Source organism: Rhodospirillales bacterium, from assembly GCA_016872535.1.
Taxonomy (GTDB): Bacteria; Pseudomonadota; Alphaproteobacteria; order Rhodospirillales; family 2-12-FULL-67-15; genus 2-12-FULL-67-15.
The window spans coordinates 1-25,587 of sequence record VGZQ01000035.1; the positions used below are offsets into that span (position 1 = coordinate 1).

General features: G+C 68.0%; 29 protein-coding genes. 20 read left to right on the forward strand and 9 right to left on the reverse strand.

Annotation, left to right across the window (positions count from 1 at the left end):
* Positions 1-160: 160 nt before the first annotated feature.
* From FJ311_08535 to FJ311_08550, 4 genes are all read left to right on the forward strand, one after another.
* Positions 161-874, forward strand: coding sequence for a hypothetical protein (locus FJ311_08535; protein ID MBM3951484.1), 714 nt, complete (start codon positions 161-163; stop codon positions 872-874).
* 79 nt (positions 875-953) lie between these two features.
* Positions 954-1,334, forward strand: coding sequence for a hypothetical protein (locus tag FJ311_08540; protein MBM3951485.1), 381 nt, complete (start codon positions 954-956; stop codon positions 1,332-1,334).
* Positions 1,331-2,785 (forward strand): hypothetical protein, encoded by a 1,455-nt coding sequence (locus FJ311_08545; protein MBM3951486.1) that lies wholly within the window; start codon positions 1,331-1,333, stop codon positions 2,783-2,785. The genes FJ311_08540 and FJ311_08545 overlap by 4 nt, the downstream gene beginning before the upstream one ends.
* Positions 2,786-2,802: 17 nt before the next feature.
* A complete protein-coding gene (locus FJ311_08550) occupies positions 2,803-3,543 on the forward strand; it encodes a sulfite exporter TauE/SafE family protein (GenBank protein MBM3951487.1) in 741 nt (246 codons plus the stop codon).
* Here FJ311_08550 and FJ311_08555 read toward each other — a convergent pair.
* From FJ311_08555 to xth, 5 genes are all read right to left on the reverse strand, one after another.
* A complete protein-coding gene (locus FJ311_08555; protein ID MBM3951488.1) occupies positions 3,540-4,079 on the reverse strand; it encodes a histidine phosphatase family protein in 540 nt (179 codons plus the stop codon). The genes FJ311_08550 and FJ311_08555 overlap by 4 nt on opposite strands.
* A gap of 20 nt (positions 4,080-4,099) precedes the next feature.
* A complete protein-coding gene (gene ilvD / locus FJ311_08560) occupies positions 4,100-5,854 on the reverse strand; it encodes a dihydroxy-acid dehydratase (GenBank protein MBM3951489.1) in 1,755 nt (584 codons plus the stop codon).
* 73 nt (positions 5,855-5,927) lie between these two features.
* Entirely contained in the window at positions 5,928-6,266 is a 339-nt protein-coding gene (locus FJ311_08565) for a type II toxin-antitoxin system PemK/MazF family toxin (GenBank protein MBM3951490.1), read from the reverse strand.
* Positions 6,256-6,492 carry an AbrB/MazE/SpoVT family DNA-binding domain-containing protein gene (locus FJ311_08570; protein MBM3951491.1) on the reverse strand — a complete coding sequence of 79 codons (237 nt, stop codon included), beginning with the start codon at positions 6,490-6,492 and terminating at the stop codon, positions 6,256-6,258. Before FJ311_08570 ends, FJ311_08565 begins: the two co-directional genes overlap by 11 nt.
* A gap of 66 nt (positions 6,493-6,558) precedes the next feature.
* On the reverse strand, positions 6,559-7,350 hold the full coding sequence (xth, locus tag FJ311_08575; protein ID MBM3951492.1) for an exodeoxyribonuclease III: 792 nt from the start codon (positions 7,348-7,350) through the stop codon (positions 6,559-6,561).
* 220 nt (positions 7,351-7,570) lie between these two features.
* Here xth and FJ311_08580 point away from each other — a divergent pair, with 220 nt between their 5' ends.
* Positions 7,571-9,013, forward strand: coding sequence for a HAMP domain-containing histidine kinase (locus FJ311_08580; protein ID MBM3951493.1), 1,443 nt, complete (start codon positions 7,571-7,573; stop codon positions 9,011-9,013).
* 19 nt (positions 9,014-9,032) lie between these two features.
* On the opposite strand, the gene erpA is transcribed toward FJ311_08580, so the two are convergent.
* From erpA to FJ311_08595, 3 genes are read right to left on the reverse strand one after another with little or no spacing between them, the layout of a single operon-like run.
* Positions 9,033-9,386, reverse strand: a complete 354-nt coding sequence (erpA, locus tag FJ311_08585; protein MBM3951494.1) for an iron-sulfur cluster insertion protein ErpA — start codon at positions 9,384-9,386, stop codon at positions 9,033-9,035.
* Positions 9,387-9,433: 47 nt separating this feature from the next.
* On the reverse strand, positions 9,434-9,934 hold the full coding sequence (locus tag FJ311_08590) for a heme-binding protein (GenBank protein ID MBM3951495.1): 501 nt from the start codon (positions 9,932-9,934) through the stop codon (positions 9,434-9,436).
* Positions 9,935-9,944: 10 nt separating this feature from the next.
* Entirely contained in the window at positions 9,945-10,457 is a 513-nt protein-coding gene (locus tag FJ311_08595; GenBank protein ID MBM3951496.1) for an HPP family protein, read from the reverse strand.
* Positions 10,458-10,582: 125 nt separating this feature from the next.
* On the opposite strand from FJ311_08595, the gene FJ311_08600 reads away from it, so the two are divergent.
* From FJ311_08600 to nagZ, 4 genes are all read left to right on the forward strand, one after another.
* Positions 10,583-11,767: a deoxyguanosinetriphosphate triphosphohydrolase gene (locus tag FJ311_08600; GenBank protein ID MBM3951497.1), complete on the forward strand. Its 1,185-nt coding sequence runs from the start codon at positions 10,583-10,585 to the stop codon at positions 11,765-11,767.
* Between the two features lie 109 nt (positions 11,768-11,876).
* On the forward strand, positions 11,877-13,631 hold the full coding sequence (locus tag FJ311_08605) for an arginine--tRNA ligase (protein ID MBM3951498.1): 1,755 nt from the start codon (positions 11,877-11,879) through the stop codon (positions 13,629-13,631).
* Entirely contained in the window at positions 13,631-14,557 is a 927-nt protein-coding gene (locus FJ311_08610) for a hypothetical protein (protein ID MBM3951499.1), read from the forward strand. Before FJ311_08605 ends, FJ311_08610 begins: the two co-directional genes overlap by 1 nt.
* Positions 14,558-14,561: 4 nt before the next feature.
* Entirely contained in the window at positions 14,562-15,575 is a 1,014-nt protein-coding gene (gene nagZ / locus FJ311_08615) for a beta-N-acetylhexosaminidase (GenBank protein MBM3951500.1), read from the forward strand.
* On the opposite strand, the gene FJ311_08620 is transcribed toward nagZ, so the two are convergent.
* Complete coding sequence (locus tag FJ311_08620) at positions 15,572-16,339, reverse strand: SDR family oxidoreductase (GenBank protein ID MBM3951501.1); 768 nt, start codon at positions 16,337-16,339, stop codon at positions 15,572-15,574. The genes nagZ and FJ311_08620 overlap by 4 nt on opposite strands.
* 84 nt (positions 16,340-16,423) lie before the next feature.
* Here FJ311_08620 and FJ311_08625 point away from each other — a divergent pair, with 84 nt between their 5' ends.
* The 11 genes from FJ311_08625 (at position 16,424) to FJ311_08675 (ending at position 25,536) form a co-directional block, all read left to right on the forward strand.
* Positions 16,424-17,143: a site-2 protease family protein gene (locus FJ311_08625; GenBank protein ID MBM3951502.1), complete on the forward strand. Its 720-nt coding sequence runs from the start codon at positions 16,424-16,426 to the stop codon at positions 17,141-17,143.
* A gap of 23 nt (positions 17,144-17,166) precedes the next feature.
* Positions 17,167-18,006, forward strand: coding sequence for a segregation/condensation protein A (locus tag FJ311_08630; GenBank protein ID MBM3951503.1), 840 nt, complete (start codon positions 17,167-17,169; stop codon positions 18,004-18,006).
* A 23-nt stretch (positions 18,007-18,029) separates the two neighbouring features.
* A complete protein-coding gene (gene scpB / locus FJ311_08635) occupies positions 18,030-18,773 on the forward strand; it encodes an SMC-Scp complex subunit ScpB (GenBank protein ID MBM3951504.1) in 744 nt (247 codons plus the stop codon).
* Positions 18,774-18,933: 160 nt separating this feature from the next.
* The gene (locus FJ311_08640) at positions 18,934-19,233 is read left to right on the forward strand and encodes a twin-arginine translocase TatA/TatE family subunit (protein ID MBM3951505.1); all 300 of its coding nucleotides are present in this window, start codon (positions 18,934-18,936) and stop codon (positions 19,231-19,233) included.
* A 50-nt stretch (positions 19,234-19,283) separates the two neighbouring features.
* A complete protein-coding gene (gene tatB / locus FJ311_08645; GenBank protein MBM3951506.1) occupies positions 19,284-19,757 on the forward strand; it encodes a twin-arginine translocase subunit TatB in 474 nt (157 codons plus the stop codon).
* Between the two features lie 48 nt (positions 19,758-19,805).
* Positions 19,806-20,633: a twin-arginine translocase subunit TatC gene (tatC, locus tag FJ311_08650; protein MBM3951507.1), complete on the forward strand. Its 828-nt coding sequence runs from the start codon at positions 19,806-19,808 to the stop codon at positions 20,631-20,633.
* A 61-nt stretch (positions 20,634-20,694) separates the two neighbouring features.
* Positions 20,695-21,975, forward strand: coding sequence for a serine--tRNA ligase (gene serS, locus FJ311_08655; protein ID MBM3951508.1), 1,281 nt, complete (start codon positions 20,695-20,697; stop codon positions 21,973-21,975).
* A 1-nt stretch (position 21,976) separates the two neighbouring features.
* Positions 21,977-22,810, forward strand: coding sequence for a 5'/3'-nucleotidase SurE (surE, locus tag FJ311_08660; protein ID MBM3951509.1), 834 nt, complete (start codon positions 21,977-21,979; stop codon positions 22,808-22,810).
* Positions 22,810-23,460, forward strand: a complete 651-nt coding sequence (locus FJ311_08665; protein ID MBM3951510.1) for a protein-L-isoaspartate(D-aspartate) O-methyltransferase — start codon at positions 22,810-22,812, stop codon at positions 23,458-23,460. Before surE ends, FJ311_08665 begins: the two co-directional genes overlap by 1 nt.
* Before the next feature lie 49 nt (positions 23,461-23,509).
* A complete protein-coding gene (locus FJ311_08670) occupies positions 23,510-24,499 on the forward strand; it encodes a LysM peptidoglycan-binding domain-containing M23 family metallopeptidase (GenBank protein ID MBM3951511.1) in 990 nt (329 codons plus the stop codon).
* A 50-nt stretch (positions 24,500-24,549) separates the two neighbouring features.
* On the forward strand, positions 24,550-25,536 hold the full coding sequence (locus tag FJ311_08675) for a hypothetical protein (GenBank protein ID MBM3951512.1): 987 nt from the start codon (positions 24,550-24,552) through the stop codon (positions 25,534-25,536).
* Positions 25,537-25,587: the final 51 nt, after the last annotated feature.

The window sequence follows — 25,587 nt, forward strand, 5'->3', positions numbered from 1 at the left end:
CGGCTCGCGGCGGGGCGCTGCGCTCGCCGGATGGCTTCGCGCCCCGCCCGCTCGCCGCCGACACCGAAACCGTGATACAAACCGAAACGTTCACCCTCTGAGTGGACCTAATCCAGGGGAAAGGTCACCGGGCCATCACTTCTATCCCGGCGGGCTGGCCGTGCACGCGGCCGAGAACATCGAGATCGCCTTCGGCTGGGCCGACATGTTCGCCCGGGTTCACGGCGTCACCGACATCAACCGCGACATGGTGATCGCCGCGCTGACCCTGCACGACTGGGCCAAGGTCTGGTACGAGTGGGATTCGGCGACCGGCGGGATCAAGCGGCCGGCCTGGTTCCCGGCCTACTGGGGCGGCGACCAAGGCATCGCCAAGTGGAAATGGATGGGCGGCCACGGCGCCATCGTTTACGCCGAACTGATGAAACGTGGCGCGCCGACCGAGTTGGTCATCGCCACCGCGTCGTCCCACTTCGATCCGTTCTGGGACGTCGACAAGGCCGACGGCAAGGAAGGCCTCAACGCGGCGTTGGCGGAGGCCGCCAAGCTCGCCGGCGTGCCCGCGCCCAAGGTCGATCCGGCCAAGCGCATGGCCGAATGGTGGCTGTCGGTTTTCTCCGACGGCTCCTGGTCGTTCTCCCACTACATCGCCGGGCAGTTCGCGCATAATTGGGTCCGCGACGTAGCCAAGGACCTCGGCATCGATCCGAAATCGCCGGAAGCGAACAAACTCGCTTGGTTCGTGCTGACCCGGATTTCCGACTTCAAGCTCTACAGCATCTACCAGAGTTCCGGCTTCAACGCCGATACGGTCAAGAAGCTGATCGTCTCGATCCTCAAGGATTCGTCGGCGTACGAGGTATCGGGAAGCTGACGTTACGTAATCCGGCCTTGCCCCCGCTCCTGTTTCCCGACGCAACGGGGATAGGGGCGGGGAAAGAGGTTCGTCCGCCATGACGTTGCGGCGCGCGATCGCGATGTTGGTCTTGGCCGCGGCAGCGGGGACCGGAGCTTCGTCCGCAGCCGAGGACACGATCCGATCCTTCGACCTCGCGGTCGTGAACGGCGCGGTCGCGCCCGCCTCGCGGGTGCTCAAAGTGCCGCACCAGGCCGACGTCGGCATCACCTGGACGGTCGACCGGCCGATGACCATCCATCTCGAAGGCTACAACATTTCCGTTTTCGCGCGTCCGGACGCACCGCAGACCATGCGTTTCAAGGCGTATGCCACCGGCCGGTTCCCGGTTCACGCCCACGAGGGCGACAAGGGCGAAGCCAAGTCGCACGGCCATGGGCGTGGTGCCTTGCTGAGGGTTGAGGTGCATCCGCGATGATGCGCGCGGCCGTTGCGCTGGCACTTGGCGTAGTTGGATGGGCCGCGAGCGGCGATCCGGCCCAGGCCCATGCCTTCGGTCAGCGCTACGAACTGCCGGTGCCGGTGTGGCTGTTCATCGTCGGCGGCGCGCTGACGGTGACGGTGACCTTCGTCATGGTCGCGGTGTTCGCCCGCGGCGGCGCCGAGGCCTACGCCGAGGCCCGGCTCGATTTCTCCCGCAGCTCGCTCGGCCGCGCGCTCGATCATGCCCTGACGCGGGCGCTGGCGCGCGCGGTCGGCGTCTTCGTGTTGGCGCTGGCGCTGCTCGCCGGTTTCTTCGGCCCGTCCGATCCGAACGCGAATCCGGTGCCGGTTTTGGTCTGGGTCGCGTGGTGGGTCGGCTTTTCCTATCTGGTGATGCTGGTCGGCAACCCATGGCCCGTGCTCAACCCGTGGCGGACGCTGTTCGACCTGTTCGGCGGACGACGACGCTACCGTCCCTATCCCGCCCGGCTCGGCGCTTGGCCCGCGGTCGGGTTTCTGTTGATGTTCTTCTGGTTCGAACTGATCTTTCCCTTTTCGGCGATGCCGAAAACCCTGGCGGCGCTGGTGGTGGCCTATTCGCTCGTCACCTGGGCCGGCATGGCGGTCTACGGCCCTCAGGCGTGGCTCGCCAACGCCGATCCGGTGCACCGCGTGTTCGATCTCTACGCGCGGTTCGCGCCGGTGAGCGCGGAACGGCGCGGCGACGGCGCGTCGGCCCTGATGCTGCGTCCCTATGCTGCGTCCCTGTTGCGGCGCGACCAGGCGGTCGCCCCCGTCGCCATCGCCTGTTTCGTGGTCGCGTTGCTGACCGGCGTTCTGTTCGACGGGCTGCTCGGCAGCGGCCATTGGGCGGCGGTTGAGAACGCGATCCATGACCTGAACCCGAAGCTCGGCGATGTCGGCTGGGTGCTGGTTCACACCATCGCCTTTTTGCTCTTGTGGTCGGCGGTACTCGGGCTCTTCTGGGGGACCTGCTGGTCGATGGCCGGGGTTGCGGGCGGTGGTAAAGGAACCCTCGATCACGTGCGCGCGTTCGCCCTGACGTTGATTCCGATCGCGGTCGGCTACCATTTCGCCCACACCTTCACCTACCTGCTGGTCCAGGGCCAGTCGTTGATCCCGCTGATTTCGGATCCGTTCGGCCTCGGCTGGAACCTGTTCGGCACCCGCGCCTATCAAATCGACATCGCGGTGATGAGCACCAAGTCGGCTTGGTATCTCGCCGTCGGCGCGATCGTGGTCGGCCATTCGGTCTCGGTCTATCTCGCCCATGTCGCCGCCGACCGGCTGCTGGCGAGCCGGGCGCGCGCCTTCCGCGCCCTGGTGCCGATGACAATCCTGATGATTGTCTATACGGTGGTCAGCCTGCAGATCCTGGCGGAGCCGTTGGTGCGCTACTCCGGCCCGCAGGAAACGATCATCTAGGTTTATTCCGCATCGCGATGCCCGACGTTCTCTGGTTTCTCGTCGCCGGCATTTTTGCCCTCGGCGGCACGGTCAAGGGCATCATCGGTCTCGGACTGCCGGCCATCGTCATGGGTTTGTTGGCGGTCGTCATGACAACCGGCGAGGCGGCGGCGATCCTGGTGTTGCCGGGGTTGATCTTGAACATCTGGCAGATGCTGGCCGGGCCGCATCTGTTGTCGCTCGTCCGCCGCCTGTGGCCGTTGATCCTGTGCGTGGCCGGGGGCACGCTTTCGGGCGCGGGGTGGCTGACCGGCGCCAACGCGCGCCTCGGCACCGCCGTTCTCGGCGTGACGTTGGTGGTTTATGCGCTGATCGGACTCCGCTCCCCGCGCTTTTCCGTGCGGGCGTCGGCGCGCCGTTGGGCGGATCCGCTGGTCGGGGTGGTGACGGGATTGATCGGCGCCGCGACCAGCGTCTTCGTCATCCCCTTGGTGCCGTACCTGCACGCGACCGGGCTCGAGAAGGACGAACTGGTGCAGGCCCTCGGGCTGATGTTTGCCGTGTCGATGGTCGCGCTCGGCGTCAATCTCTATCTGGCGTCCGCGCTCCACTGGTCGCTCGGGCCGGCCGCCGCGGTCGCGCTCGCGAGTGCAGCCGCCGGGCAATGGTTCGGCCAGTCGGTGCGACGCAAGCTGCGCCCGGACGTGTTCCGGACATATTTTTTCATCGGGCTTCTGTTGCTCGGAATTTATTTGTTCGCCCGTTCGATCGCTTAAGGCCTGACGCTGCCGACGACCACGAGCTTGTCGCCGTCCCGTCTGAGCACGATTCCTTCGCCCGACGCCGAAGGCCGATCGACGATGGCCATCATCGTGAATTGATGGGTGGCGACGACGAGAGCGCCGGGGCCGTCCCACGCGAGCAGGATGCGCCGCGCGGCTTCGGCCTGCGCCGGCCCTCGGCTCCGGTCGGCGTGGAGCGAATCGAACGCCGGCTCCGGTTGGGCGCGTCCCGGAAACGCCAGTTCGGCGGTTTCCTTCGCCCGGCACCAGCGCGATGTCAGCACCCGTCCTACTTCGATCCCGCGCGCGCGGAACGCCTCGCCGATGCGCCGGGCCTGGGCGCGGCCCACGTCGTCGAGATTGCGTTGCGTCGCGCAGTCGTCGAGGCGCATGCCCGGCGGATCGTAGGTGCCGGGCGCGTTGGCGTGGCGAAAAAGGACGATGCCGCCGGATTTCAGCGCCGCCCACGCCGCTTCCTCAGACGCGCGCTCTGATGCCGGGGCCGGCGACGTGATCGCCGCCAGCGCCAGGGCGAGGGCGGCGAAATATCTCAAATATCCGCGTAGCAATGGGTTTCCGCCTTGCCGCCCGGGTGCGTGACCGCGCCGTCGCAGGCGTCGCCCACGTTCCGGGCGTAGCGCCAGAGCGTGCCCGATTGGTAGTCGTGCGCCCGCGGCTTCCATGCCTTTTTGCGCTGGGCGAGCTCGGCCGCCGACAGATCGACGTCGAGGGTGCCCTTGACCGCGTCGATGCGGATCCTATCGCCGTTCTTCAACAGCCCGATCGGTCCGCCGACCGCGGCTTCGGGGCCGACGTGACCGATGCAGAAGCCGCGCGTCGCGCCGGAAAAGCGCCCGTCGGTGATGAGCGCGACCTTGTCGCCCATGCCCTGGCCGTAGAGCGCCGAGGTGGTCGACAGCATCTCGCGCATGCCGGGGCCGCCGCGCGGGCCTTCGTAGCGGATGACGATGACTTCGCCTTCCTTGTACTTGCGGTTGACCACGGCCTCGAACGCCTGTTCCTCGGAATCGAACACGCGCGCCGGTCCGGCGAACTTGAGCGTCTTCATGCCGGCCACCTTCACGATCGCTCCTTGCGGCGCGAGGTTGCCCTTGAGCCCGACCACGCCGCCGGTCGGCGACAGCGGCTTTTTCGGATGGCGGATCACGTCCTGGTTGGGGTTGAATTTCACGTCGCGCAGGTTCTGGGCGACCGTCTGGCCGGTCACGGTCATGCAGTCGCTGTGCAGCAGGCCGGCGTCCAACATCGCGCGCATCAGCATCGGCACGCCGCCCGCCTCGAACATGTCCTTGGCCACGTACTTTCCGCCCGGCTTCAAGTCGGCGATGTAGGGCGTCTTGCGGAAGATGCGACAGACGTCGTCGAGGTCGAACTTGATCCCGGCCTCGTGGGCGATGGCAGGCAAATGCAATCCGGCGTTGGTCGAACCGCCGGTCGCCGCCACCACCATCGCCGCGTTTTCGAGCGACTTCAGCGTCACGATGTCGCGCGGCCGGATCTTGTCGGCGAGCAACTTCATCACCGTGTGCCCGCTCGCCTCGCAATAGGCGTCGCGCGATTCGTAAGGCGCCGGCGGCCCGGCGGAGCCGGGGAGGGCGAGGCCGAGCGCCTCCGACACGCAGGCCATGGTGTTGGCGGTGAACTGACCGCCGCACGACCCGGCCGAGGGGCAGGCGAGGCTTTCGATGTCGTGCAACTCCTGGTCCGAGATTTTTCCGGTCGAGTGCGCGCCGACCGCCTCGAACACGTCCTGGACCGTGATGTCCTTGCCCTTGTAGCGCCCGGGCAGGATCGAGCCGCCGTAGATGAACACGCTCGGCACGTTGAGCCGGACCATGGCCATCATCAGCCCGGGCAGCGACTTGTCGCAGCCGGCGAGGCCGACGAGAGAGTCGTAGCAATGGCCGCGCACCGTCAGTTCCACCGAATCGGCGATCACCTCGCGGCTGACCAGCGACGATTTCATCCCTTGGTGGCCCATGGCGATGCCGTCGGTGACGGTGATGGTGGTGAATTCGCGCGGGCAGCCGCCGGCGGCCTTGACGCCCTTCTTCGCCGCCTGGGCCTGGCGCATGAGCGCGGTGTTGCACGGCGCGGCCTCGTTCCAGGTGGTGACCACGCCGACGAAGGGCTGGCGCATTTCGTCCTCGGTCATGCCCATGGCGTAGTAATAGGAGCGGTGCGGCGCGCTCGCCGGGCCGACGCTGGTGTGCCGGCTCGGCAGCTTGCGCGCGACCTTGTCGATTTTTCCGGCGGCGCCGGACGTGGTTTTTTTCTTGGCCATGACGTTTTTCCCCGAAAAGCGGAACCGGCGGCACTCTAGAAGGGCGGGGAAGGGGGCGCAACCCCGCGGAAGCTCAGGCGACGGCGAGCGCGCGCGTCAGCGCCTGGCGCACGGCGTCGCGGTCTTTTTTCGCGAGCGCGCCGATACGTTTGGCGACCAGCGTCGCGTCGAGTGTGAACAGCTTGAGGCGTACCCGGCACGGAACCGATAGCCCGGCTCGGGCCCAGTCCGCGATGACGACGTCGCTCGGCCAATCGCTGCGTTGCGCCGTGGTGATCATGGCGAGAACGAGCTGGTCGTGGCGGGCGTTGAACGCCTTGGCGGAGACCACCAGGGCGGGGCGGCGCTTGGCGGCGGCTTTGTCGGTGAACGGGAACGGCACCGCCACCACGTCGAAGGGATCAAAGGTCACGCCAAGCCGCCTCGTCCTCGGGGCTCGTCCATTCGGTCAGAGTGTGTCCGACCGCCTTCAGGTATTCGTCACGGCCCGGCGCGAGCTTGCGCATGAGCACGCGGTCGTCCTCGACCTCGAAGGCGACCACGTCGCCGGTCTTCAGGCGGACGGCCTCGCGGACCTTCTTCGGGACGGTCAACTGGCCCTTGGACGTGATCCTGGCGACGTGCATGGGAGCGCTCATTGAATGAATTTCTTACAAGTAAGAATTTATGAAATTCCGCGACTTCACGCAACCCCGGGCCGGTCCTTAAGCGCCGCCGAGTTCGCACCAGATCGGCGTGTGGTCGGAGGCCTTGTCGAGCCCGCGCGGGCGCCGGTCGATGTCGCAGGCAGCCAGCCGGTCGGCGGCCTGGGGCGAGAGCAGCAGGTGGTCGATGCGGGCGCCCTGGTCCTTGGCCCAGGCGCCGCTGCGGTAATCCCACCACGTGTAGCGCTGCGCGTTGCCGTGCCGGGCGCGGAAGGCGTCGGTGAGGCCGAGGAACATGATCTTGCGGAACGCGGCCCGCGAATCGACGTGGTAGAGCGCGTCCTTGTCCCAGCCTTCCGGGTCGTGCACGTCGATCGGTTCGGGGATGACGTTGAAATCGCCGCCCAAGACGAACGCGTCCTCGGTCGCGAGCAGCTCGCGCGCGTGACGGTAAAGCCGCTCCAGCCAGGCGAGCTTGTAGGCGAACTTGTCCGTGCGCTTGCCGGCTTCGTTGATGGGATTGCCGTTGGGAAGATAAATGGAGGCGACCCGCACGCCCGAGGTGAACCCCTCGACATAACGGGCCTGGTCGTCGCCGTCTCCGCCCGGAAGCTTGCGATGATCGACCTCGATCGCCGATTTGGAGAGGATCGCGACCCCGTTGTAGGTCTTCTGCCCGACCACGGCGAGGTTGTAGCCGAGTTCCTCGAATTCGAGGGCGGGGAAGGCGTCGGCCTCGCACTTCAATTCCTGCAGCAGCAGCACGTCGGGCGCCGCGTCGCGCGTCCACGCCAGCACGTTGGGAAGGCGCGCGCGAACCGAATTGACGTTCCAGGAGGCGATCTTAACCATGAGGGAAAGCATCCGCGCGCGAACCGATCGCGGTTTGGCGTCGCCGCTCATCCTAACAGCCAGTCCGGAGGCTGAAAACCCGTTCGCGCTTGATTGCGATCAATCCGAACGCCAATCCACCAAAGCGGCTTGCGTCTTCCGGGAATGGGAAAACCGCCAATGGTGAAGGCGGGCAGCGTGTGTCACACTATCGCCGAAAACGACCTTGTGAACTCCGGCCATGAAGTTTCACCTGCTGCGGTTTTTCGCTGTTGCCGCCGCGCTCGCTTTTTTGGCGGTCGGAGTCGGCCTTTTCGTCCTGTTTCGGGACCACGAATTCAAAACCTTGGTCCGAGTCCAGGAATCGCAAAACGTCGCGCTGGCGCGGGCTCTGGCGAACGGGATTTGGGCCGAATTCGGACCCTATGTCATGACCGCCGACAGACTCGGGCCCGCCGAATTGCGCGATAGCGCCACGGTGAAAAAAATAGACACGAACGTCGCGTCGTTCGCTCGCGGTCTGCCGGTTCACAAGGTGAAGATTTATCATCTCTCCGGGCTCACGGTTTACTCCTCCGAACTCGCGCAAATCGGGGAAAGTCGCGCGGACAACGCCGGATTCCGGATGGCGGTCGATCGGCGTCTGCCGGCGAGCAAACTCAGTTTCCGCAATACCTTCAGCGCATTCTCGGGAGAAAAAGCCTCGGTGCATTTGGTCGAGACCTATGTCCCGATCGAAGGGGCGGGGCGCGCGCTCGAGGGCGTGTTCGAGATTTATACCGAAGTCAACGCGGGCGTTCGGCAAATCGAAATCTCAACGGCGTGGGTCGGTTCGGTATTGGCGGTAGGCTTGGGACTTCTCTACGGAATTTTGATTTTCCTCGTCCGCCATTCCAGCAGGGTTATCGCCGCGCAATATCGGGAACTGGACGAGCGGGAGGCCAAATTGCGCGTGGCCCGCGACCAGGCCGACGCCGCCAATCGCGCCAAGTCGGAATTTCTCGCCACCGTCAGCCACCATCTCCGCACCCCGCTCAACGCGATCATCGGATTTTCCCAGATAATTCTCCGAAGGTCGGACAAGGCGGCGGCCGACGACAAGAGCCAGGAGTACGTCGCCGGGATCCTGAAGTCGGGGCAAGGCCTGTTGGCGATGATCGACGACATCCTCGATATTGCCGCGATCGACGCGGGGACGATACGCCTGGATGTCGCGCCGGTCGATGCCGCCGCGCTCGTGCCGGAATGCGTTCAAAGATTGGCCAGCGAGGCCGAGGAGAAGGCGGTCACGGTGGAAATCGAACTCGCGCCCGCGTTGCCCCAGTTGAACGCCGACAAGAAGCGGCTCGCGCAAATTCTCGTCAATTTGCTGTCCAACGCGATCAAATTCAGCCCGACGGGGGGTCGGGTCCGGCTGACGGCGAATCTCGACGCGGAGGGCGGATACTTTTTTTCGGTGCGGGATACGGGCGTGGGCATGGACGCCGCGAGCATCGAGAAAGCCCAGCAACCATTCGGACGGATCACGACCCCTTTTCTCCGCACGTCGGAGGCCTCGGGGCTCGGGTTGTCGCTGGCGAAATCCTTCGTCGATCTGCACGGGGGCCGTCTGGAAATCGACAGCGCGCCGGGCCGGGGCACGATCGTCGCCGTCCGTTTCCCGCCCGAGCGGACGGTTCGTTGAGATCGCGACGGGGTTGGCTTTAGACCGGCGAAAACGACGAGCCGCAGCCGCAGGTCGAAACCGCGTTCGGATTGCTCATCTTGAAATAGGAGCCGACCAGGTCCTCGACGAAATCGAGGGTCGCGCCCTTGACCAAGTCGAGGGAGGTTTCGTCGACCACCACCTTTACGCCGTTCTGCTCGAACACGCGATCATCCGCGCCGCGGGTCGCGTCGAGCTTGAAGCCGTATTGGAAACCGGAGCAGCCGCCGCCCGACACCGTGACCCGCAGCATCAGGTCGGCGTCGCCTTCGGCCGCGGCGATGGCGCGAATGCGCCTGGCGGCGTTTTCGCTGATGGCAAGGCTGGACTCGGGAACGGGCGTGTCGGGCATGGCTTCTTATTTATCCACGCCGGCCGGCCTGTCAATCCGCGACCCTCTTAACCCTTTTTCTTTCCTGGCTTTTTCAGGGCCTTGAGAAAGGCGGAAACGCCCGCTTCGGCGCACTCCCGGTCCTGCTCGGGGGTGCCGGAACTGCAACCGATCCCGCCCACCACCGCGCCGCCGCGCCCCGATAGGGGCGTAGTGTTTGATCCCGCGCGCGGGGATTCGCCCGCGCGCACTTCCACCGGCACGCCGCCGCCGACGGTGGTGAAGCGTCCGCCGTGGGCGCTCTGGATGCCGAAGGCGAGGTTTCCGGGCACCGCGCGCGCGTTGTAATCGTGGGTCGGCCGGCGCGAGATGGCGGCGGTGAACGCCTTGTCCTGGGCGAGTTGAACCGAAAGGACCTTCGATCCGTCCATGCGCGCGAACGCGATCAGGTTGCCCGATTCGTCGGTGACGGCGATGCACATGGGTACTTTGATGCGCCGCGCGTGCGCGGAAGCGCCCGCGATCAGGATTTTGGCGTCTTCGAGCGAGAGGCGAGAAATCGAGAGCATGAGGACCTCGTCACGGTCGCGGCGGAGCATCGGCGTCCGGGGTCGGATAGGCGATCGCCTTCGGCGGCAGGCGGTGGACGACGACGGCGAGCGCGACCAGCAGGACCGTTCCCGCCAGCACCGGAACCAGGAGAAAATCGAAATCCGGATGGGCGAACATGACGATGAGCGGATTGGCGCCCGCCGGCGGATGCATCACGCGAACGGCGGCCATGGCGATCAGGCTGGCGCCGACCGCGAGCCCGTAGGCCCACCAGGCTTCCGACGGCAGCCAGGCGTCGGCGGCGAGTCCGACCGCGGCCGCGACCACGTGACCGCCGACGATGTTCATGGGTTGCGAGTAGGACAGTTCCGGCATCAGGAACAGCATGACGCTGGTCGAGCCGAACGACGTGATCAGCAGCGGCAGCGCCGTCCACTCGGCGAGCCCGGCGGCCAAAGCGATGCCGATCGCCATGCCGACGCCGGCCTTGACGGTGCGCGCCGGGTCGGGCGGGCCTTGGTGTTGCCACCAGAATCGCATCGCGCGGGCTCCTTCCGGGCGAAAAGTCCCCGACGGCCGGGGGACGGAATTGGCTCTAACACGGCCCGTTCGCCCGGCCAAGTGCGGCGTTGCCCGCATACGTTCCCAAGAGTAGCTTCCGCTCCATGACCCTCGTCCCTTACGCCACGGTTCCGGCCGCGAGCCGCGGCCGGCTACATCGCGAACCCGAAAGCCGTACCCGCGATTGCTTCCAGCGCGACCGTGACCGCATCGTCCATTCCGGCGCGTTCCGCCGCCTGCAATACAAGACCCAGGTCTTCGTCAATCACGAGGGCGATTTTTTCCGCACGCGCCTGACCCACAGCCTGGAGGTGGCGCAGATCGCGCGCTCGCTCGCGCGCAACCTGGGCCTCAACGAGGACCTGACCGAGGCCCTGGCGCTCGCCCACGATCTCGGCCATCCGCCGTTCGGCCACGCGGGCGAGGACGCGCTCCGCGACGCCATGAAACCCTTCGGCGGATTCGACCACAACGCCCAGTCGCTGCGGGTGGTGACGCGGTTGGAGGAACGCTATCCCGCCTTCGACGGCCTCAATCTCACCTGGGAAACCCTCGAGGGCGTGGTCAAGCACAACGGGCCGCTGCGGGGGCGGCACGCGAAAAAGAAACCGCTGCCGCGCGCCATCGCCGAATACGTCAAGCGCCACGACCTCGAACTCGACACCTTCGCCGGGCCCGAGGCGCAGATCGCCGCCATCGCCGACGACATCGCCTACAACAATCACGACATCGAGGACGGGCTGCGCGCCGGCCTGTTCGCCGTCGAGGATTTGCGCGCGGTGCCGCTGATCGGGCCGATCTTCGCGCGCGTCCGCAAAAAGCATCCGCGCCTCGCCGACAATTCTTGGCGCGCGCGCCTGATCCACGAGGCGGTGCGCGAGCTGATCGGCGCCATGGTCGCCGACCTGCTCGCCGAAACCCGCCGTCGCCTGGCCAAGGCCGCGCCCCGTTCGGCCGAGGACGTGCGCCGACTTTCCGCGCCCATCGCCGCGTTTTCGCCGCCGATGCAGGCCCGCCTGAAAGGCCTGAAGGAATTTCTGTTCGTCAACATGTACCGCCACTACAAGCTCAACCGCATGACCAGCAAGGCCCGCCGCGTGGTGCGCGACCTGTTCGACCTGTTCCTCGCCGAACCCGAATGCCTGCCGACCGATTGGCGTCGCCGCGCGGGGCCCGCCGGCAGCCGCGCCACCGCCGAGCTGGTCGCCGATTACATCGCCGGCATGACCGACCGCTACGCCCTCGACGAGCACCGCCGGCTGTTCGACGTGCAAGCGCGCTCGTCATGAGATTGCGTAAAAGCGCCCCCTCCCCCTACCCCCTCCCGCAAGGGGAGGGGAGGCTTTTTAAAGAATCTCCCTCCCCCCTCGCGGGGGAGGGTTGGGGTGGGGGGGCGTTATGAACCTGTTCCGCCATTTCGAAGGCGAGATCGCCGACGTTCTCGCCCGCCTGGTCGCCGACGGCCGCCTGCCCGAGACGGCGCGCGAACGCCGCGTCGCGGTCGAGCCGCCGCGCGAGGCCGCGCACGGCGACGTCGCCACCAACGCGGCGCTGCTGCTGGCCAAGGATGCCGGCCTCAAGCCGCGCGCCATCGCCGACATGTTGGCCGACGGCCTGCGCGGCCGCGCGGGCGTCGCCGCGGTCGAAATCGCCGGGCCCGGCTTCGTCAATCTGCGCCTTTCCGACGATTTCTGGCGCGCGCGTCTCGGCGAAATCCTGCGCGCCGGGCGATCGTACGGCGATTCCTTCGCCGGCGGCGGCGAGCCGGTGCTGGTCGAATTCGTCTCCGCCAACCCGACCGGGCCGATGCACGTCGGCCACGGGCGCGGCGCGGTGGTCGGCGACGCGCTCGCGCGCCTGCTGGCCAAGGCGGGCTACAAGGTGACGCGCGAATACTGGATCAACGACGCCGGCGCCCAGGTCGAGGCGTTGGCCCGCTCGCTCCACTGGCGCTATCGCGAGACCCTCGGCGACGATCCCGGCCCGATGCCGGAAGGGCTCTACCCCGGCGACTATCTGATCGAACCCGCGCGCGCCTTGGCCGAACGGGACGGCCGGCGGTGGCTGGGCGTGCCCGAATCCGAATGGCTGGAACCCTGCCGCGCGTTTGCGGTGGCGGCGATGATGGACCTGATCCGCGCCGATCTCGCCCTGCTCGGCGTCGCCTTCGACGTGTTCCGCTCGGAGCGCGAGTTGATCAGCCAAGGCGGCGTCGACGAAGCGCTCCGCTTTCTCGACCAGCGCGGCCTGATCTATACCGGCGTCCTGGAACCGCCCAAGGGCAAGCTGCCGGAAGATTGGGAGCCCCGGCCGCAGACGCTCTTCCGCTCCACGCAATTCGGCGACGACGTCGATCGCCCGCTCAGGAAGTCCGACGGCTCGTGGACCTACTTCGCGACCGACGTCGCCTATCACCTCGACAAGCACCGGCGCGGCTTCCGCACCATGATCGACGTGTGGGGCGCGGACCACGGCGGCTACGTCAAGCGCGTGCAGGCCTCGGTCAAGGCGCTGACCGGGGGCGAGGGCGCGCTCGACGTCAAGCTCTGCCAGATGGTCAATCTGATGGACGCGGGCGAGCCGATAAAGATGTCGAAGCGCGCCGGTACCTTCGTCACGCTGCGCGAGGTGGTGGAACGCGCCGGCAAGGACGTGTTCCGCTTCATTATGTTGACGCGCAAGAACGACGCCCATCTCGATTTCGACTTCGCCCGCGTGCTGGAACAGACCAAGGACAATCCGGTGTTCTACGTCCAGTACGCGCACGCCCGCGTCCGTTCGGTGCTGCGCCATGCCGCCGAGGCGTTGGGGGCGGACGCGGTCGTTCCCGAATCGCTCGCGCGCGCCGATTTCGCGCGCCTCGCCGATTCGGGCGAAATCGCGCTGATGCGGCGCATGGCGGGCTGGCCGCGCGCGGTCGAAAGCGCGGCCGAGGCGCACGAGCCGCATCGCATCGCTTATTTCCTTTATGATTTGGCGGCCGAGTTCCACAACCTGTGGAACCGGGGCAAGGACGACGCCTCGCTGCGCTTCATCAGGCCGGACGCGCCGGAGCAGACGCTGGCGCGGCTCGCGCTGGTGCAGGCGGTGGGCTTTGTCGTCGCCTCGGGCCTCGACGTGCTCGGCGTCGCGCCGGTGGAGGAAATGCGTTGATGAGGGCGGAGCGCCCCGCGGACTACGACGATCGGATGGACGAAAGCGAGCCGCGCCGCCCCCGACGATGGGGCCGGTTTCTGCTGCTGTTGGTTCTCGCCGTGGTTCTGGTCGCCGGAGGCGCCTGGGGCTGGCTGCTGCACGGCAAGCGGGTAACCGCGATGTTCGCCAAGAGCAGCAACGACGGCGTGCCGATCGTGCGCGCCGACACCACGCCGTTCAAATCGCGCCCGCGCGATCCCGGCGGCATGGAGGTGCCCGACCGCGACAAGCTGGTCTACGAGCGCCTGCAAGGGAAGGAAGGCGAAACGCGCGTCGAGCGCCTGTTGCCGCCGGCCGAAAAGCCGATCGCGCCGCCCAGGGACGCGGGGCCGGCGCCGCAGGTGACGGAACGCCTGCCGCGCGTGCCGACCGAAGCCCAGGTCCGGGCCGCCCGCCCGCCGGCGCCGCCGTCGATCATGCTCGCACCGACGACCGCGCCGTCACGCGAACCGACGCAAGCGTTGCGCGAGCCGGAGCCCGAAGATTCGCCGCCGACCGCCGAGGAAACCGCGCCGCAAGCTCCGACGGAAAGCGCCGCTCCCGCACCCGCGCTTCCCACCACACCGTCGCCTGCGGCCGCTCCCGCCGCGCCGCCGCCGTCCCGTGTTGCCGCCAACATACCGCCCGCGTCCGGTTATCTCATTCAGATCGCGGCGGTGCGCGAGGAAGACCGCGCCGCCGCCGAGTGGGCGCGGCTCCAGCGCCAGCACTCGGACGCGCTGCAGGGCCTCAAGCTGTTCGTGATCAAGGCCGACCTCGGCGACAAGGGCGTGTTCTGGCGGTTGCGCGCGGGGCCGTTCGCCGACGAAGCCCAGGCCAAGAACCGCTGCGCCGACCTCGCCAAGCGCAAGGTCGGCTGCCTGGTGGTCAAGGCGGAAGGATAGAGCCGTGCCGGCACCCCGCGCCGTCATTTTCGGAAGCTCCGGCCACGGCGTGACGCCGGACGAAAAGAAATTTTTCCGCGACGCCGATCCGCTCGGCTTCATCCTGTTCGCGCGCAACATCGCCGATCCCGCCCAGGTGCGCGCGCTGGTGGCGGCGTTGCGCGAGTGCGTCGGCCGCGCCGACGCGCCGGTGCTGATCGACCAGGAAGGCGGCCGGGTGCAACGGCTGGCGGCGCCCCATTGGCGTGTCGCACCGCCCGCCGCCCGCTTCGGCGCGCTCCACGCGCGCGACGCGGCCAAGGGGCTCGAAGCGGTGCGTTTGAATCACCGCCTGATCGCGGACGACCTCGCCGCGCTCGGCATCACGGTCGATTGCGCGCCGGTGCTCGACGTGCCGGTGGAAGGCGCCCACGACGTGATCGGCGACCGCGCGTTCGCGCGCGCCCCGCAGGCGGTCGCCGCGCTCGGGCGCGCGGCGATGGAAGGATTGCTCGCGGGCGGCGTGACCCCGGTGGTCAAGCACATTCCCGGCCACGGCCGCGCCTTCGCCGACAGTCACAAGGAACTGCCGAAAGTGGACGCCTCGATGGCCGAGCTGGAGGCGAGCGATTTCGTCCCGTTCGCGGCGCTCAAGGACGCGCCGTGGGCGATGACCGCGCACGTGCTGTATGCCGCGCTCGATCCCGCGCGCCCGGCGACCCAATCGCCCGCCGTGGTCGAACGGACCATCCGCCAACGGATCGGTTTCCGCGGCGTGCTGGTGTCCGACGACCTCGGCATGAGCGCGCTGGAAGGCGATTTCGGAACCCGCGCCGCGGCGTGCCTGGCGGCGGGCTGCGACGTGGTCCTTCATTGCTCGGGCGATCTGGCGGAAATGAAGGTGGTCATGGGCGGCGTCGGTTCGCTCAACAACGCGGCGCAGAATCGCCTTGCGCGCGCCGAAGCGTTGCGCCGCAAGAGCCTCGCGCCCTTCGACGCCGCCGAGGGGCGCGCGCGCCTCGGCGCGTTGATCTCTTAGCGCCCGCCCGAAACCGGCAGGATCGCGCCGGTGACGTAGGACGCCGCGGGCGACAGCAGCCACAGCACGGCCTCGGCCACTTCCTCGGGCGTGCCCGCGCGTTTCATCGGGATCGCGGGCGCCATCCGTTCGAGCCGGTCGGGCGCGCCGGAAGCGGCGTGCAGTCCGGTCGCGATCAGGCCCGGCGCCACCGTGTTGACGCGGATGCCGTCGGCCGCGACCTCGCGCGCGAGGCCGACGGTCAGGGTATCGAGCGCGCCCTTGGACGCGGCGTAATGAATCCATTCGCCCGCGCCGCCCAGTTCCGCCGCGCGCGAGGAGACGTTGACGATGGCGCCGCCCGCGCCGCCCCGGCGGGTGGAGAGGCGCCGCACCGCTTCGCGCGCGCAGAGAAACGCGCCGAGGGCATTGACCTCGAACACCGCCCGGATTTCCGCGACCGGCGCGTCCTCCAGCCGGCCGAGGGTGCCCGCGATCCCGGCATTGTTGACGAGCGCCGCAAGCGGACCCAGGCGCTGGGCTTCGTCGAACAGGCGGGCGACGTCCGCCTCGACCGTCACATTGGCGCAGACCGCGCGTGCCCGGCCGCCGGCGCGGGCGATAGCGGCGACGACCGCGTCGGCGCCGCTGGCGTCCTTCGTGTAGTTGACCGCGACCGCGTAACCGCGCGCGGCGGCGAGCCGGGCGACGGCCGCGCCGATGCCCCGGCTGGCTCCGGTGACGACAATCGTACCCGAAAATTTTTTCCCGCCCGTTTCGCCCATGCCCGATTCCATGCACGGGGCGGGTGCCGCCGCAAAGCTCTTTTTCGGACTTGCGGCGGACGAGATGGGATATAAATCGTAATAATGTTCGATCTTCCCGCCTTCGATCTCGGCCGGATCGCCTTCCAGGTATCGGTGTGGGCGCTGCCGGTGCTGTTCGCCATCACCCTGCACGAGGCCGCGCACGGCTTTGTCGCCTGGCGGCTCGGCGACGACACGGCGCTGCGGCTCGGGCGGGTCAGCTTCAATCCGCTCCGCCACGTCGATGCGTTCGGCACCGTGATCCTGCCCGCGCTGCTGCTGTTCGCTTCGGGCGGGCGGTTGATGTTCGGCTACGCCAAGCCGGTGCCGGTGAACTTCGCCCGCCTGCACCGGCCGCGCCGGGACATGGTGCTGGTGGCGGCGGCCGGGCCGCTCGCTAACCTGCTGCTGCTGGCGGCGTCCGCCGTCGGGCTCAAAGCGCTGACGGCGATTCCGCCGGCGGGGTGGGGAGCGGGAGCGGAATGGGCCGCCCACAACCTGGTCAATTCGGCCTGGATCAACGCGGTGCTGATGCTGTTCAACCTGCTCCCGATTCCACCGCTTGATGGCGGGCGGATCGCGGTCGGCGTGCTGCCGCCCGAGCCCGCGCGCGCGCTGGCGCGCCTGGAGCGCCACGGTATTCTCCTGATTCTAGGCGCTCTTTTTCTGCTGCCGTGGCTCGGCCGCGCGATCGGGATCGACCTCAATCTATTCTGGTGGCTGGTGGGCGCGCCCGCGGGGTATCTTGTGGAAATCGCGTTCGCGCTCGCCGGCGTGCGCTGACGAACGCCGAGGAACGGGGATTCATGCAGGTTTCCGACTTCGAGGACGCGCCACGGGTCGAGGCGCCGAGCGGCGAGGGGGCGTTCGTCGTCTCGCTCGAAGGCTTCGAGGGTCCGATCGACCTCCTGCTCATGCTGGCGCGCGAGCAGAAGGTCGATCTCGCCCAGATTTCGATCCTGGCGCTCGCCGACCAGTACCTGGCCTTCGTCGCCGAGGCGCGTCGGCGCGACCTCGAACTGGCCGCCGACTATCTGGTGATGGCGGCGTGGCTCGCCTACTTGAAATCCAAGCTGCTGCTGCCGAAGGAAGCAAGCGGCGAGGAGCCGAGCGGCGAGGAAATGGCCGCCGCGCTCGCCTTCCAGTTGCGCCGGCTCGAGGCCATGCGCGAGGCCGGCGCCCGCCTGATGGCGCGGCCCCGGCTCGGCCACGGGTTCTACGCGCGCGGCGCGCCGGAACCGATCGCGCCGTTCTTGCGCACGGTGATCGACCTCTCGCTGTACGAAATGCTCAAGGCCTACGGCGACGCGCGCCGCACCGGCGGCAAGGGCGTGCTGCACATCGAGGCGTTCGAGATTTTCACGGTCGAGGACGCGCTCGAACGCCTGCGCGGCGTCGTCGGCCACGTGCCCGATTGGGAAGTGCTGTGGCGGTATCTGCCGCGCAACGTCCGCGGCGCGCTGGTGTGGCGCTCGGCGGTGTCGTCCACGTTCACCGCGAGCCTCGAACTCGCGCGCCAAGGATTGATCCGCATCCGCCAGGATTCCGCCTACGGTCCGATTTTCATGCGCACGGCCGATCCCTCGCCGCCGAACGGATCGCCCGACGCCTCGCCCGACGATTCGACGGAGACGCCCCGATCATGACTATTCCCGACGACGGCCACGATATGACTGTCGCGCCGGATACGTCCGACGATTCGCGCCCCAACCCGACAACCGAGGCGCCGCCGGAATCCGCGAGCCCGGATTCGGCCGCGACCCTCGACCACGCGCGCGTGATCGAGGCGCTTCTGTTCGCGTCCGCCGATCCGGTCGGCGAGCGCGCGCTCGCGCGCTATCTGCCCGAAGGGGTGAAGCTGAAAACGATCCTCGAGGAATTGCGGGAGCATTACGCCGGCCGCGGCGTTCATCTGGTGCCGGTGGGCAAGGCATGGGCGTTCCGCACGGCGCCCGATCTCGGCGCGCGCCTCAAGGTCGAGGTCGAGGTTTCGCGCAAGCCCTCGCGCGCGGCGGTCGAAACGCTCGCCATCGTCGCCTACCACCAGCCGGTGACGCGCGCCGAGATCGAGGAAATTCGCGGCGTGCAGATTTCCAAGGGCACGCTCGACTGGCTGTTCGAGCGCGGCTGGATCAAGCCGGGCCCCCGGCGCGAGGTGCCGGGCCGTCCGGTGACGTGGTTGACGACCGACGCGTTTCTCGACCACTTCGGGCTCGAAAGCACCAAGGACCTGCCCGGCATGGAAGAACTGGCGGCGGCGGGGCTGCTCGATGCGCGCCCGGCGCTCAATGCCTATCGCGCGCGCGGCGAACTCGCGCACGAGGACGAACTGGTCGATACCGAGCCCGCCCCGGCCGAGGACGAAACGCCCGAACCGCTCGACCCCGAGGACGGCGCGGCCGGGAAAGAATAACGCCGAGCGCTTGCGCCCACGGGGTTTCCGAGCGATCTAAGTCATAACCGCGTTCCGCGCGGGCGCGTTGCGGCACCCCTTCCTTTCTGCCATTATCGACGGTGCCGCCCGGCGTCCGGGCGGCTTATCCTGGGTTTACAATGAGTTGGCGGGTGGTTTCATGGGTACCTTCAGCATTTGGCATTGGCTGATCGTTCTCGCGGTCGTGCTGATCCTGTTCGGCGGCGGCGGCAAGATCTCCAAGCTCATGGGCGACTTCGGCCGCGGCCTGAAGTCCTTCAAGAAGAATCTCAAGGAGGGCGAGGAAGGCGAGGCCACCGCCGAAGGGACCGAAGCGAAAAAGACGATCGACGTCCAGGCCCAACCGGGCACGACGACAACCACGACCCCGCCGCAGCAACCGGCGCAGACGGGCACCGGCGCCGCGCCGTCCACGTCGGGGAACACGCGCCCCACCTGACGCCCCGACCGACGTCATTGACCTGACGCCATTGTAGGCGCCGATTTGCGATGTTCGACATCGGCTGGCAGGAACTTCTGGTCATCGGCGTCGTCGCCCTGCTGGTAATCGGGCCGAAGGACATGCCGGCCGCCATTCGCGCCGTCAGCCGTTGGGCGGCCAAGGCGCGCGCGCTCGCCCGCGAATTCCAGCAAGGCATCGACGAAGTGGTGCGCGAGGCGGACCTGCAGGACGTCCGCAAGCAAATCCAAAGCCTGGAGTCGACCGACGCCAAATCCGAAATCGCCAAAGTGGTCGATCCGACCGGCGAGTTGGCCAAGGACCTTGATCTGAGCGGGATCGAGAAATCGCTCGATGCGTCCGCGCGCGCGCTGACCCATGAATCCTCGGCGGGTTCGACCACACCCGCCGCGCCCGCCGCATCCTCGTCCGCCGTACCGGCCGAGCCGCCCCCGACGCCCGCCGCGAGCGAATCCTCGCGGCAAAATGATTTGCCCGCCGCCAAGCCGACCGGAACGGGGTAGGGCGCCGTGGCCGAGCCGGTCGAGACCGAAGCCGCCGACGACAAGAAGATGCCCTTGCTCGATCACCTGATCGAGCTTCGGCAGCGGCTTCTGCGTTCGTCCGTCGCCTTCGTGGTCGCGTTCTTCGCCTCCTACTACTTCGCCGCCGATATCTACGATTTCCTGGTCCAGCCGCTCGCCGACGTCTTCGACAAGCTCAACCTCAACCGGCGCCTGATCTACACCGCGCTGCACGAGGCGTTCTTCACCTACCTCAAGGTCGCGTTCTTCGCCGCCTTCTGCGTGTCGTTTCCCTACGTCGCCGGCCAGATGTGGCTGTTCATCGCTCCCGGACTTTACAAGAACGAAAAGCGGGTCCTGCTGCCGTTCCTGGTCGCGACGCCGGTGCTGTTCCTCCTCGGCGCGGCGCTTGCCTATTACTTCGTGTTCCCGATGGCCTGGACGTTCTTCCTCAGCTTCGAGGCCCCGGCCGCCAACGGCCACCTGCCGATCCAACTCGAAGCCAAGGTCAACGAATACCTGTCGCTGGTGATGCAGCTGATCTTCGCCTTCGGCCTCAGCTTCGAATTGCCGGTGCTGCTCACCCTCATGGCCCGTTTCGGCATGATCGGCTCCAAGGGGCTGCGCGAAAAGCGCCGCTACGCCATCGTGCTGGCGTTCGTCGCCGCCGCGATCCTGACCCCGCCCGATCCGATCAGCCAGATCGGCCTCGCGGTGCCGATCATGCTGCTTTACGAAATCTCGATCCTGTCGGTGCGATTGATGGAACGCGCGCGCGGCGGCGACGAGGAAGACGAGGACGAAACCGATGCCGAGGGCGAATCGGGCGGCGCAGGCGGGGAATCGGCGTCCAAGGATCTCGCTCGGACGCCCTGAGCGGACTTGCGGTTTGGTCCGCATGGACGAAACCGGGCGCCACGGCCTATAAGGTTTCGCCATGTTCGACATCAAGTGGATTCGCGAAAATCCCGGTGCCTTCGACGCCGCCCTCAAGCGGCGCGGTTTGCCCCCCCAATCGGCGGAGCTGATCGCGCTGGACGAAACGCGGCGCAAGGCGCTGACCCGCGCCCAGGAGACCCAGGCCAAGCGCAACCGGCTCGCCAAGGAGATCGGCGCCCGCAAGGCGCGCGGCGAGAACGCCGACGACCTGCTCGACGAGGTCGCCCACGACAAGGAAACCGAGGCCGGGCTTCAGGCCGAGGCCGAGCGCCTGCAGGCCGATCTCGACGCCCGGCTCGCGCTGATGCCCAACGTGCCCGCCGCCGACGTTCCTGACGGCGGCAACGCCGACTACAACCAGGAAGTCCGGCGCTTCGGCCAGCCGACCAAGTTCCCGTTCAAGCCGCGCGAGCACTTCGACATCGGCGAGGGCCTCGGACTGATGGATTTCGAGCGCGCGGCGAAAATCTCCGGCTCGCGCTTCGTCGTGCTGAAGGGCGCGCTGGCGCGGCTCGAACGCGCGCTCGCCGCCTTCATGCTCGACGTGCACACGTCCGAATTCGGCTACACCGAGGTCAACCCTCCGGCGCTGGTCAACGACGCGGCGGCGTTCGGCACCGGCAACCTGCCCAAGTTCGGCACCGACTTGTTCCGCACCGAAAACGGGATGTGGCTGATCCCGACCGCCGAGGTGCCGCTCACCAACCTGGTCGCGGGCGAAATCCTCGACGAGGCGCAGTTGCCCATGCGCATGACGGCGATGACCTGGTGTTTCCGTTCCGAGGCCGGCGCGGCGGGCAAGGACACGCGCGGCATGCTGCGCCAGCACCAGTTCACCAAGGTCGAGCTGGTGTCGATCGCGCATCCCGACCATTCCGAGGCCGAGCACGAGCGCATGACCGGCTGCGCCGAGGAAATCCTCAAGCGCCTCAACCTGCCGTTCCGCACCATCGTGCTGTGCACCGGCGACATGGGCTTTGCCGCGCGCAAGACCTACGACATCGAAGTGTGGTTGCCCGGCCAGGGGCGTTACCGGGAAATTTCGAGTTGCTCCAACTGCGGCGATTTCCAGGCGCGGCGGATGAAGGCCCGGTTCAAGTCGGCCGGCGAAAAGGGCACCCGCTTCGTCCATACCCTCAACGGCTCCGGCATCGCGGTCGGGCGCGCGCTGGTGGCGGTGCTGGAGAATTATCAGCAAGAAGACGGCGGCGTGCGGGTGCCCGAGGCGTTGCGCCCCTATATGGGCGGGTTCGACGTCATCGCCGCGGCGAAGCGTTGACATGGCGCGCGCGCGGCCCAGTCCCGGAAAAGCGCGGCACGTTCCGGTCCATTCCCGCCGCCACGCGCCGCTCCCGCTCGCCAAGGCGCGCGTGCTGGTCACCAACGACGACGGCGTCCATTCGCCGGGCATCCGCATGCTGGCCAAGGTGCTCGCCGGCTGCGCGCGCGAGGTGTGGGTGGTCGCGCCGGAAAGCGAGCAGAGCGCGGTCGCCCATTCGCTCACGCTGCGCCGGCCGTTGCGCGTCCGCCGTCTCGGCGCCCGGCGCTACGCGGTCAACGGCACGCCGACCGACTGCGTGCTGCTGGCGGCGCGCGAGCTGATGCGCGAAACGCCGCCCGACCTCGTCGTCTCGGGCGTCAACCGCGGCGGCAATATCGCCGACGACATCACCTATTCCGGCACCATCGCCGCGGCGATGGAGGCCGCGCTGCTCGGCCTGCCGGCGATCGCGCTGAGCCAGGTGTGCGACGACCGGCACAAGGTCAAGTGGGCGACGGCCGAGCATTGGCTGCGCGGCGTGATCGAGCGGGTCCTGCGCGCGCGCTGGCCGCTCAACGTGCTGATCAACGTCAATTTTCCCGACGTGATGGCGTCCTCGGTCAAGGGCATCGCGGTGGTGCCGCAGGCGCAATGCGAAGGCGGCAGCGATCCGGTGCGCGGGGTCGATCCGCGCGGGATTCCCTATTGGTGGATCGGCGGCGCGCGCGAGGATCAGCCGGTTCCGCCCGGCACCGATCTCGACGCGGTCGAGAAGGGGTCGATCGCGGTGACCCCGCTGACCCTCGACTTGACGCACCGGCCGACCCTCGCCGCCTTGCGCCGGGTGATGTGATGGCCGGCGAACCGCGCAAGGCCCGGGTGCCTGCGGCGTTGATCGCGGAACTGCGCGCGGGCGGCGTCACCGCCAAGGCGGTGCTCGACGCGATCGCGGAAATCCCGCGCGAGAGCTTCGTCCCGCCGGCGTTCCGCGCCAGGGCTTACGACAACGTCGCCTTGCCGATCGGCTTCGAGCAGACCATCAGCCAGCCGTTGGTGGTCGGCCTGATGACCCAGGCGCTCGAATTGACCGACCGCATGAAGGTGCTCGAAATCGGCACCGGCTCGGGCTACCAGACGGCGGTGCTGGCCCGGCTCGCGCGCCGGGTCTACACCATCGAGCGTCACGGCGAATTGCGGCGCGAGGCGGAGCGGCGCCTCGCGGCGCTCCGCCTCACCAACGTCACCGCCCGCACCGGGGACGGCAGCCTCGGCTGGCGGGAGCAGGCGCCGTTCCAGCGCATCCTGGTCACCGCGGCGGCGGCCGACGTGCCGCCGGTGCTGGTCGATCAGCTCGCCCCGGGCGGCGTCATGATCGTGCCGATCGGCGCGGACGACCCGATGCAGCACCTGGTGCGCGTCCGCCGCACCGATCGCGGCGCGGAAACCGAGGACCTGGGGCCGGTCAAGTTCGTGCCGCTGGTGGGCGAGCCGGCCGTTAGTTGATGGATAACCATCCCTGTCGATAATCGGCGCCATGAAACGCTTGGCTGTGATGATTGCCGTGGCGGGGCTCGCGGGGTGCGGGTGGGCGGAATGGCCGCCGCCCGGACACGCGCCGTCGTCCACGCCGGCCGCCCGGGCGCTGCCGCGCATTGTCGTGGCCGACGGCCCGGCGATCACCGTCCAGGCCGGGGAAACCGTGTTCGGCCTGGCCCGGCGCCACAAGGTGCCGCCGCGCGCGATCATCGAGGCCAACAACCTGAAGCCGCCCTACCGGCTCCTCGTCGGCCAGAGATTGACGATCCCGAGCGGGACCGAACACGAAGTCCGCGCCGGCGAAACCATCCACACCATCGCCGCCCGCTACGGCGGCGATCCTTACGAATTGGCGCGCGTCAACGGCGTGCGCCCGCCGTATACGCTCAAGATCGGCGAAAAGCTGGTGATCCCGAACGCGCGCGTCGCGTCGCTCGCGCCGCGCCCCGGCTCCGCCCCGGCGGCGGAGCGGCCGCCGATCGAAGGCCTCCGCGCGCCGACGGTGGAACCCTTGGCGCCGCCCGAGTCCGTCGCGCCATCGCCGGCGTCGCCCGCGCCGGATCCGCCGCAAGCCGCGTCACCCGCGCGCGCGCCCGACAAAACCGTCGATGCCGCCGTCGGCGGATCGGGGCGCCTCGCCTGGCCGGTGCGCGGGCGGGTGATCTCCGGTTACGGCGCGAAGGAAAAGGGCTTGCGCAACGACGGCATCAACATCGCCGCGCCCAAGGGCGCGCCCATCCGCGCCGCCGAATCCGGCACCGTCGCCTATGCCGGCAACGAGTTGCGCGGGTTCGGCAACCTGCTTCTGATCCGGCACGCGAACGGCCTGGTTACCGCGTACGCCCACGCCGACGAGATTCTGGTCAAGCGCGGCGATACGGTATCGCGCGGACAGATCGTGGCGCGGGTCGGCACCACCGGCGGCGTGCCGTCGCCGCAATTGCACTTCGAGGTGCGCCAGGGCCGCCGCGCCGTCGATCCCCAGCCGTATCTGGAGAAAAGCTGACTTTTCGCGTAAAATTCAAGCGTCACAAAACGTTCGTTCAGGGGGGCTAAATGAACATCGCGCCTATCGTCGCGGCGCTCGCCGCGCTTTCGCTCATGCTCGCCGTCGGTTCCGCGGCGGCGGACGAAAAGCTCACGATCAAGTCGCGCAACCTCAAGAACATGGGCGAGGCGGCGCGCGGCGAAGCGGGCGAGCCGATGGAGATCAAGGGCGACCTCAAATTTCCTTCGGAGACGAAGGAGCGCTTTCCGGCGGTGGTTCTGCTGCATACCGTCGGCGGCTACCGCGAGAGCAATGAAGGCTGGCACGCCGACCAATACCGCAAGGCGGGTTTCGCGACTCTGACCTACGAATCGTTTGAGCCGCGCGGCGTCCGGGACGCACCGACCGGGGGCATGGCGAGAATGTGGGGCTCGCTGGTCGCCGACGCGTTCGGCGCGCTGAAGGCGCTCGCCGCCCATCCGCGCATCGACGCCAGGCGCATCGCCGTGACCGGCTACTCGGCGGGCGGCGAGTTGACCCGCGCCCTTGCGTTCGAATCCTTGCGCAAGGCCTTCGTCGCCGACGATCTTCGCTTCGCCGCCCACGTCGCCGTTTATCCGTGCCATCTCTGGGCGGTGCGCCCGGCGCCCAACGCCTTCACCGGCGCGCCGATCCTCGAGCAGCTCGGCGGCGCCGACGACTGCGGGCCCGTCGCCAAGGCTCAAGCCTATTACGACTACCTTAAGGCCCAGGGGCACCCGGCGCCGGTCCGGATCGTTATCTATCCCGACGCGCCGCATTCGTGGACCGACCCCTACTTCTCCTCGACGCGTTTCTTTCCGAACCATGCTTCGCCGTCGAAGTGTCCGCTTTGGCTGATCGGGCAAGGAGGTCCCGGATTTTTCGACAAGGGAGGCGAGCGGCCCTTCAACCCGGAGGAATGGGGGGCCTGCTTGCGGAACAGCAAGGGCTATACCCAGGGCTTCCAGTCCGCCACGCGCGAAAAGTCGACGGCGGACGCCATCGCCTTCATTCGCCAGGCCTTCGGCCAGTAAATCATCCGCGCGCCGGGCGCGATTGACGGCGGCGGATCGGCTCTCTACGGT

Bases quoted from the DNA above. Each gene is read 5' to 3' on its own strand.
- FJ311_08620 (MBM3951501.1), bottom strand. From the start codon at position 16,339: ATGGGCGAAACGGGCGGGAAAAAATTTTCGGGTACGATTGTCGTCACC.
- FJ311_08595 (MBM3951496.1), bottom strand. From the start codon at position 10,457: ATGCGATTCTGGTGGCAACACCAAGGCCCGCCCGACCCGGCGCGCACC.
- FJ311_08545 (MBM3951486.1), top strand. From the start codon at position 1,331: ATGATGCGCGCGGCCGTTGCGCTGGCACTTGGCGTAGTTGGATGGGCC.
- FJ311_08540 (MBM3951485.1), top strand. From the start codon at position 954: ATGACGTTGCGGCGCGCGATCGCGATGTTGGTCTTGGCCGCGGCAGCG.
- FJ311_08550 (MBM3951487.1), top strand. From the start codon at position 2,803: ATGCCCGACGTTCTCTGGTTTCTCGTCGCCGGCATTTTTGCCCTCGGC.
- FJ311_08600 (MBM3951497.1), top strand. From the start codon at position 10,583: ATGACCCTCGTCCCTTACGCCACGGTTCCGGCCGCGAGCCGCGGCCGG.
- FJ311_08640 (MBM3951505.1), top strand. From the start codon at position 18,934: ATGGGTACCTTCAGCATTTGGCATTGGCTGATCGTTCTCGCGGTCGTG.
- erpA (MBM3951494.1), bottom strand. From the start codon at position 9,386: ATGCCCGACACGCCCGTTCCCGAGTCCAGCCTTGCCATCAGCGAAAAC.
- FJ311_08625 (MBM3951502.1), top strand. From the start codon at position 16,424: ATGTTCGATCTTCCCGCCTTCGATCTCGGCCGGATCGCCTTCCAGGTA.
- xth (MBM3951492.1), bottom strand. From the start codon at position 7,350: ATGGTTAAGATCGCCTCCTGGAACGTCAATTCGGTTCGCGCGCGCCTT.
- serS (MBM3951508.1), top strand. From the start codon at position 20,695: ATGTTCGACATCAAGTGGATTCGCGAAAATCCCGGTGCCTTCGACGCC.
- scpB (MBM3951504.1), top strand. From the start codon at position 18,030: ATGACTGTCGCGCCGGATACGTCCGACGATTCGCGCCCCAACCCGACA.
- FJ311_08665 (MBM3951510.1), top strand. From the start codon at position 22,810: ATGGCCGGCGAACCGCGCAAGGCCCGGGTGCCTGCGGCGTTGATCGCG.
- FJ311_08570 (MBM3951491.1), bottom strand. From the start codon at position 6,492: ATGAGCGCTCCCATGCACGTCGCCAGGATCACGTCCAAGGGCCAGTTG.
- tatB (MBM3951506.1), top strand. From the start codon at position 19,284: ATGTTCGACATCGGCTGGCAGGAACTTCTGGTCATCGGCGTCGTCGCC.
- FJ311_08630 (MBM3951503.1), top strand. From the start codon at position 17,167: ATGCAGGTTTCCGACTTCGAGGACGCGCCACGGGTCGAGGCGCCGAGC.
- FJ311_08675 (MBM3951512.1), top strand. From the start codon at position 24,550: ATGAACATCGCGCCTATCGTCGCGGCGCTCGCCGCGCTTTCGCTCATG.
- FJ311_08590 (MBM3951495.1), bottom strand. From the start codon at position 9,934: ATGCTCTCGATTTCTCGCCTCTCGCTCGAAGACGCCAAAATCCTGATC.
- ilvD (MBM3951489.1), bottom strand. From the start codon at position 5,854: ATGGCCAAGAAAAAAACCACGTCCGGCGCCGCCGGAAAAATCGACAAG.
- FJ311_08610 (MBM3951499.1), top strand. From the start codon at position 13,631: ATGAGGGCGGAGCGCCCCGCGGACTACGACGATCGGATGGACGAAAGC.
- surE (MBM3951509.1), top strand. From the start codon at position 21,977: ATGGCGCGCGCGCGGCCCAGTCCCGGAAAAGCGCGGCACGTTCCGGTC.
- FJ311_08580 (MBM3951493.1), top strand. From the start codon at position 7,571: ATGAAGTTTCACCTGCTGCGGTTTTTCGCTGTTGCCGCCGCGCTCGCT.
- tatC (MBM3951507.1), top strand. From the start codon at position 19,806: ATGCCCTTGCTCGATCACCTGATCGAGCTTCGGCAGCGGCTTCTGCGT.
- FJ311_08670 (MBM3951511.1), top strand. From the start codon at position 23,510: ATGATTGCCGTGGCGGGGCTCGCGGGGTGCGGGTGGGCGGAATGGCCG.
- FJ311_08605 (MBM3951498.1), top strand. From the start codon at position 11,877: ATGAACCTGTTCCGCCATTTCGAAGGCGAGATCGCCGACGTTCTCGCC.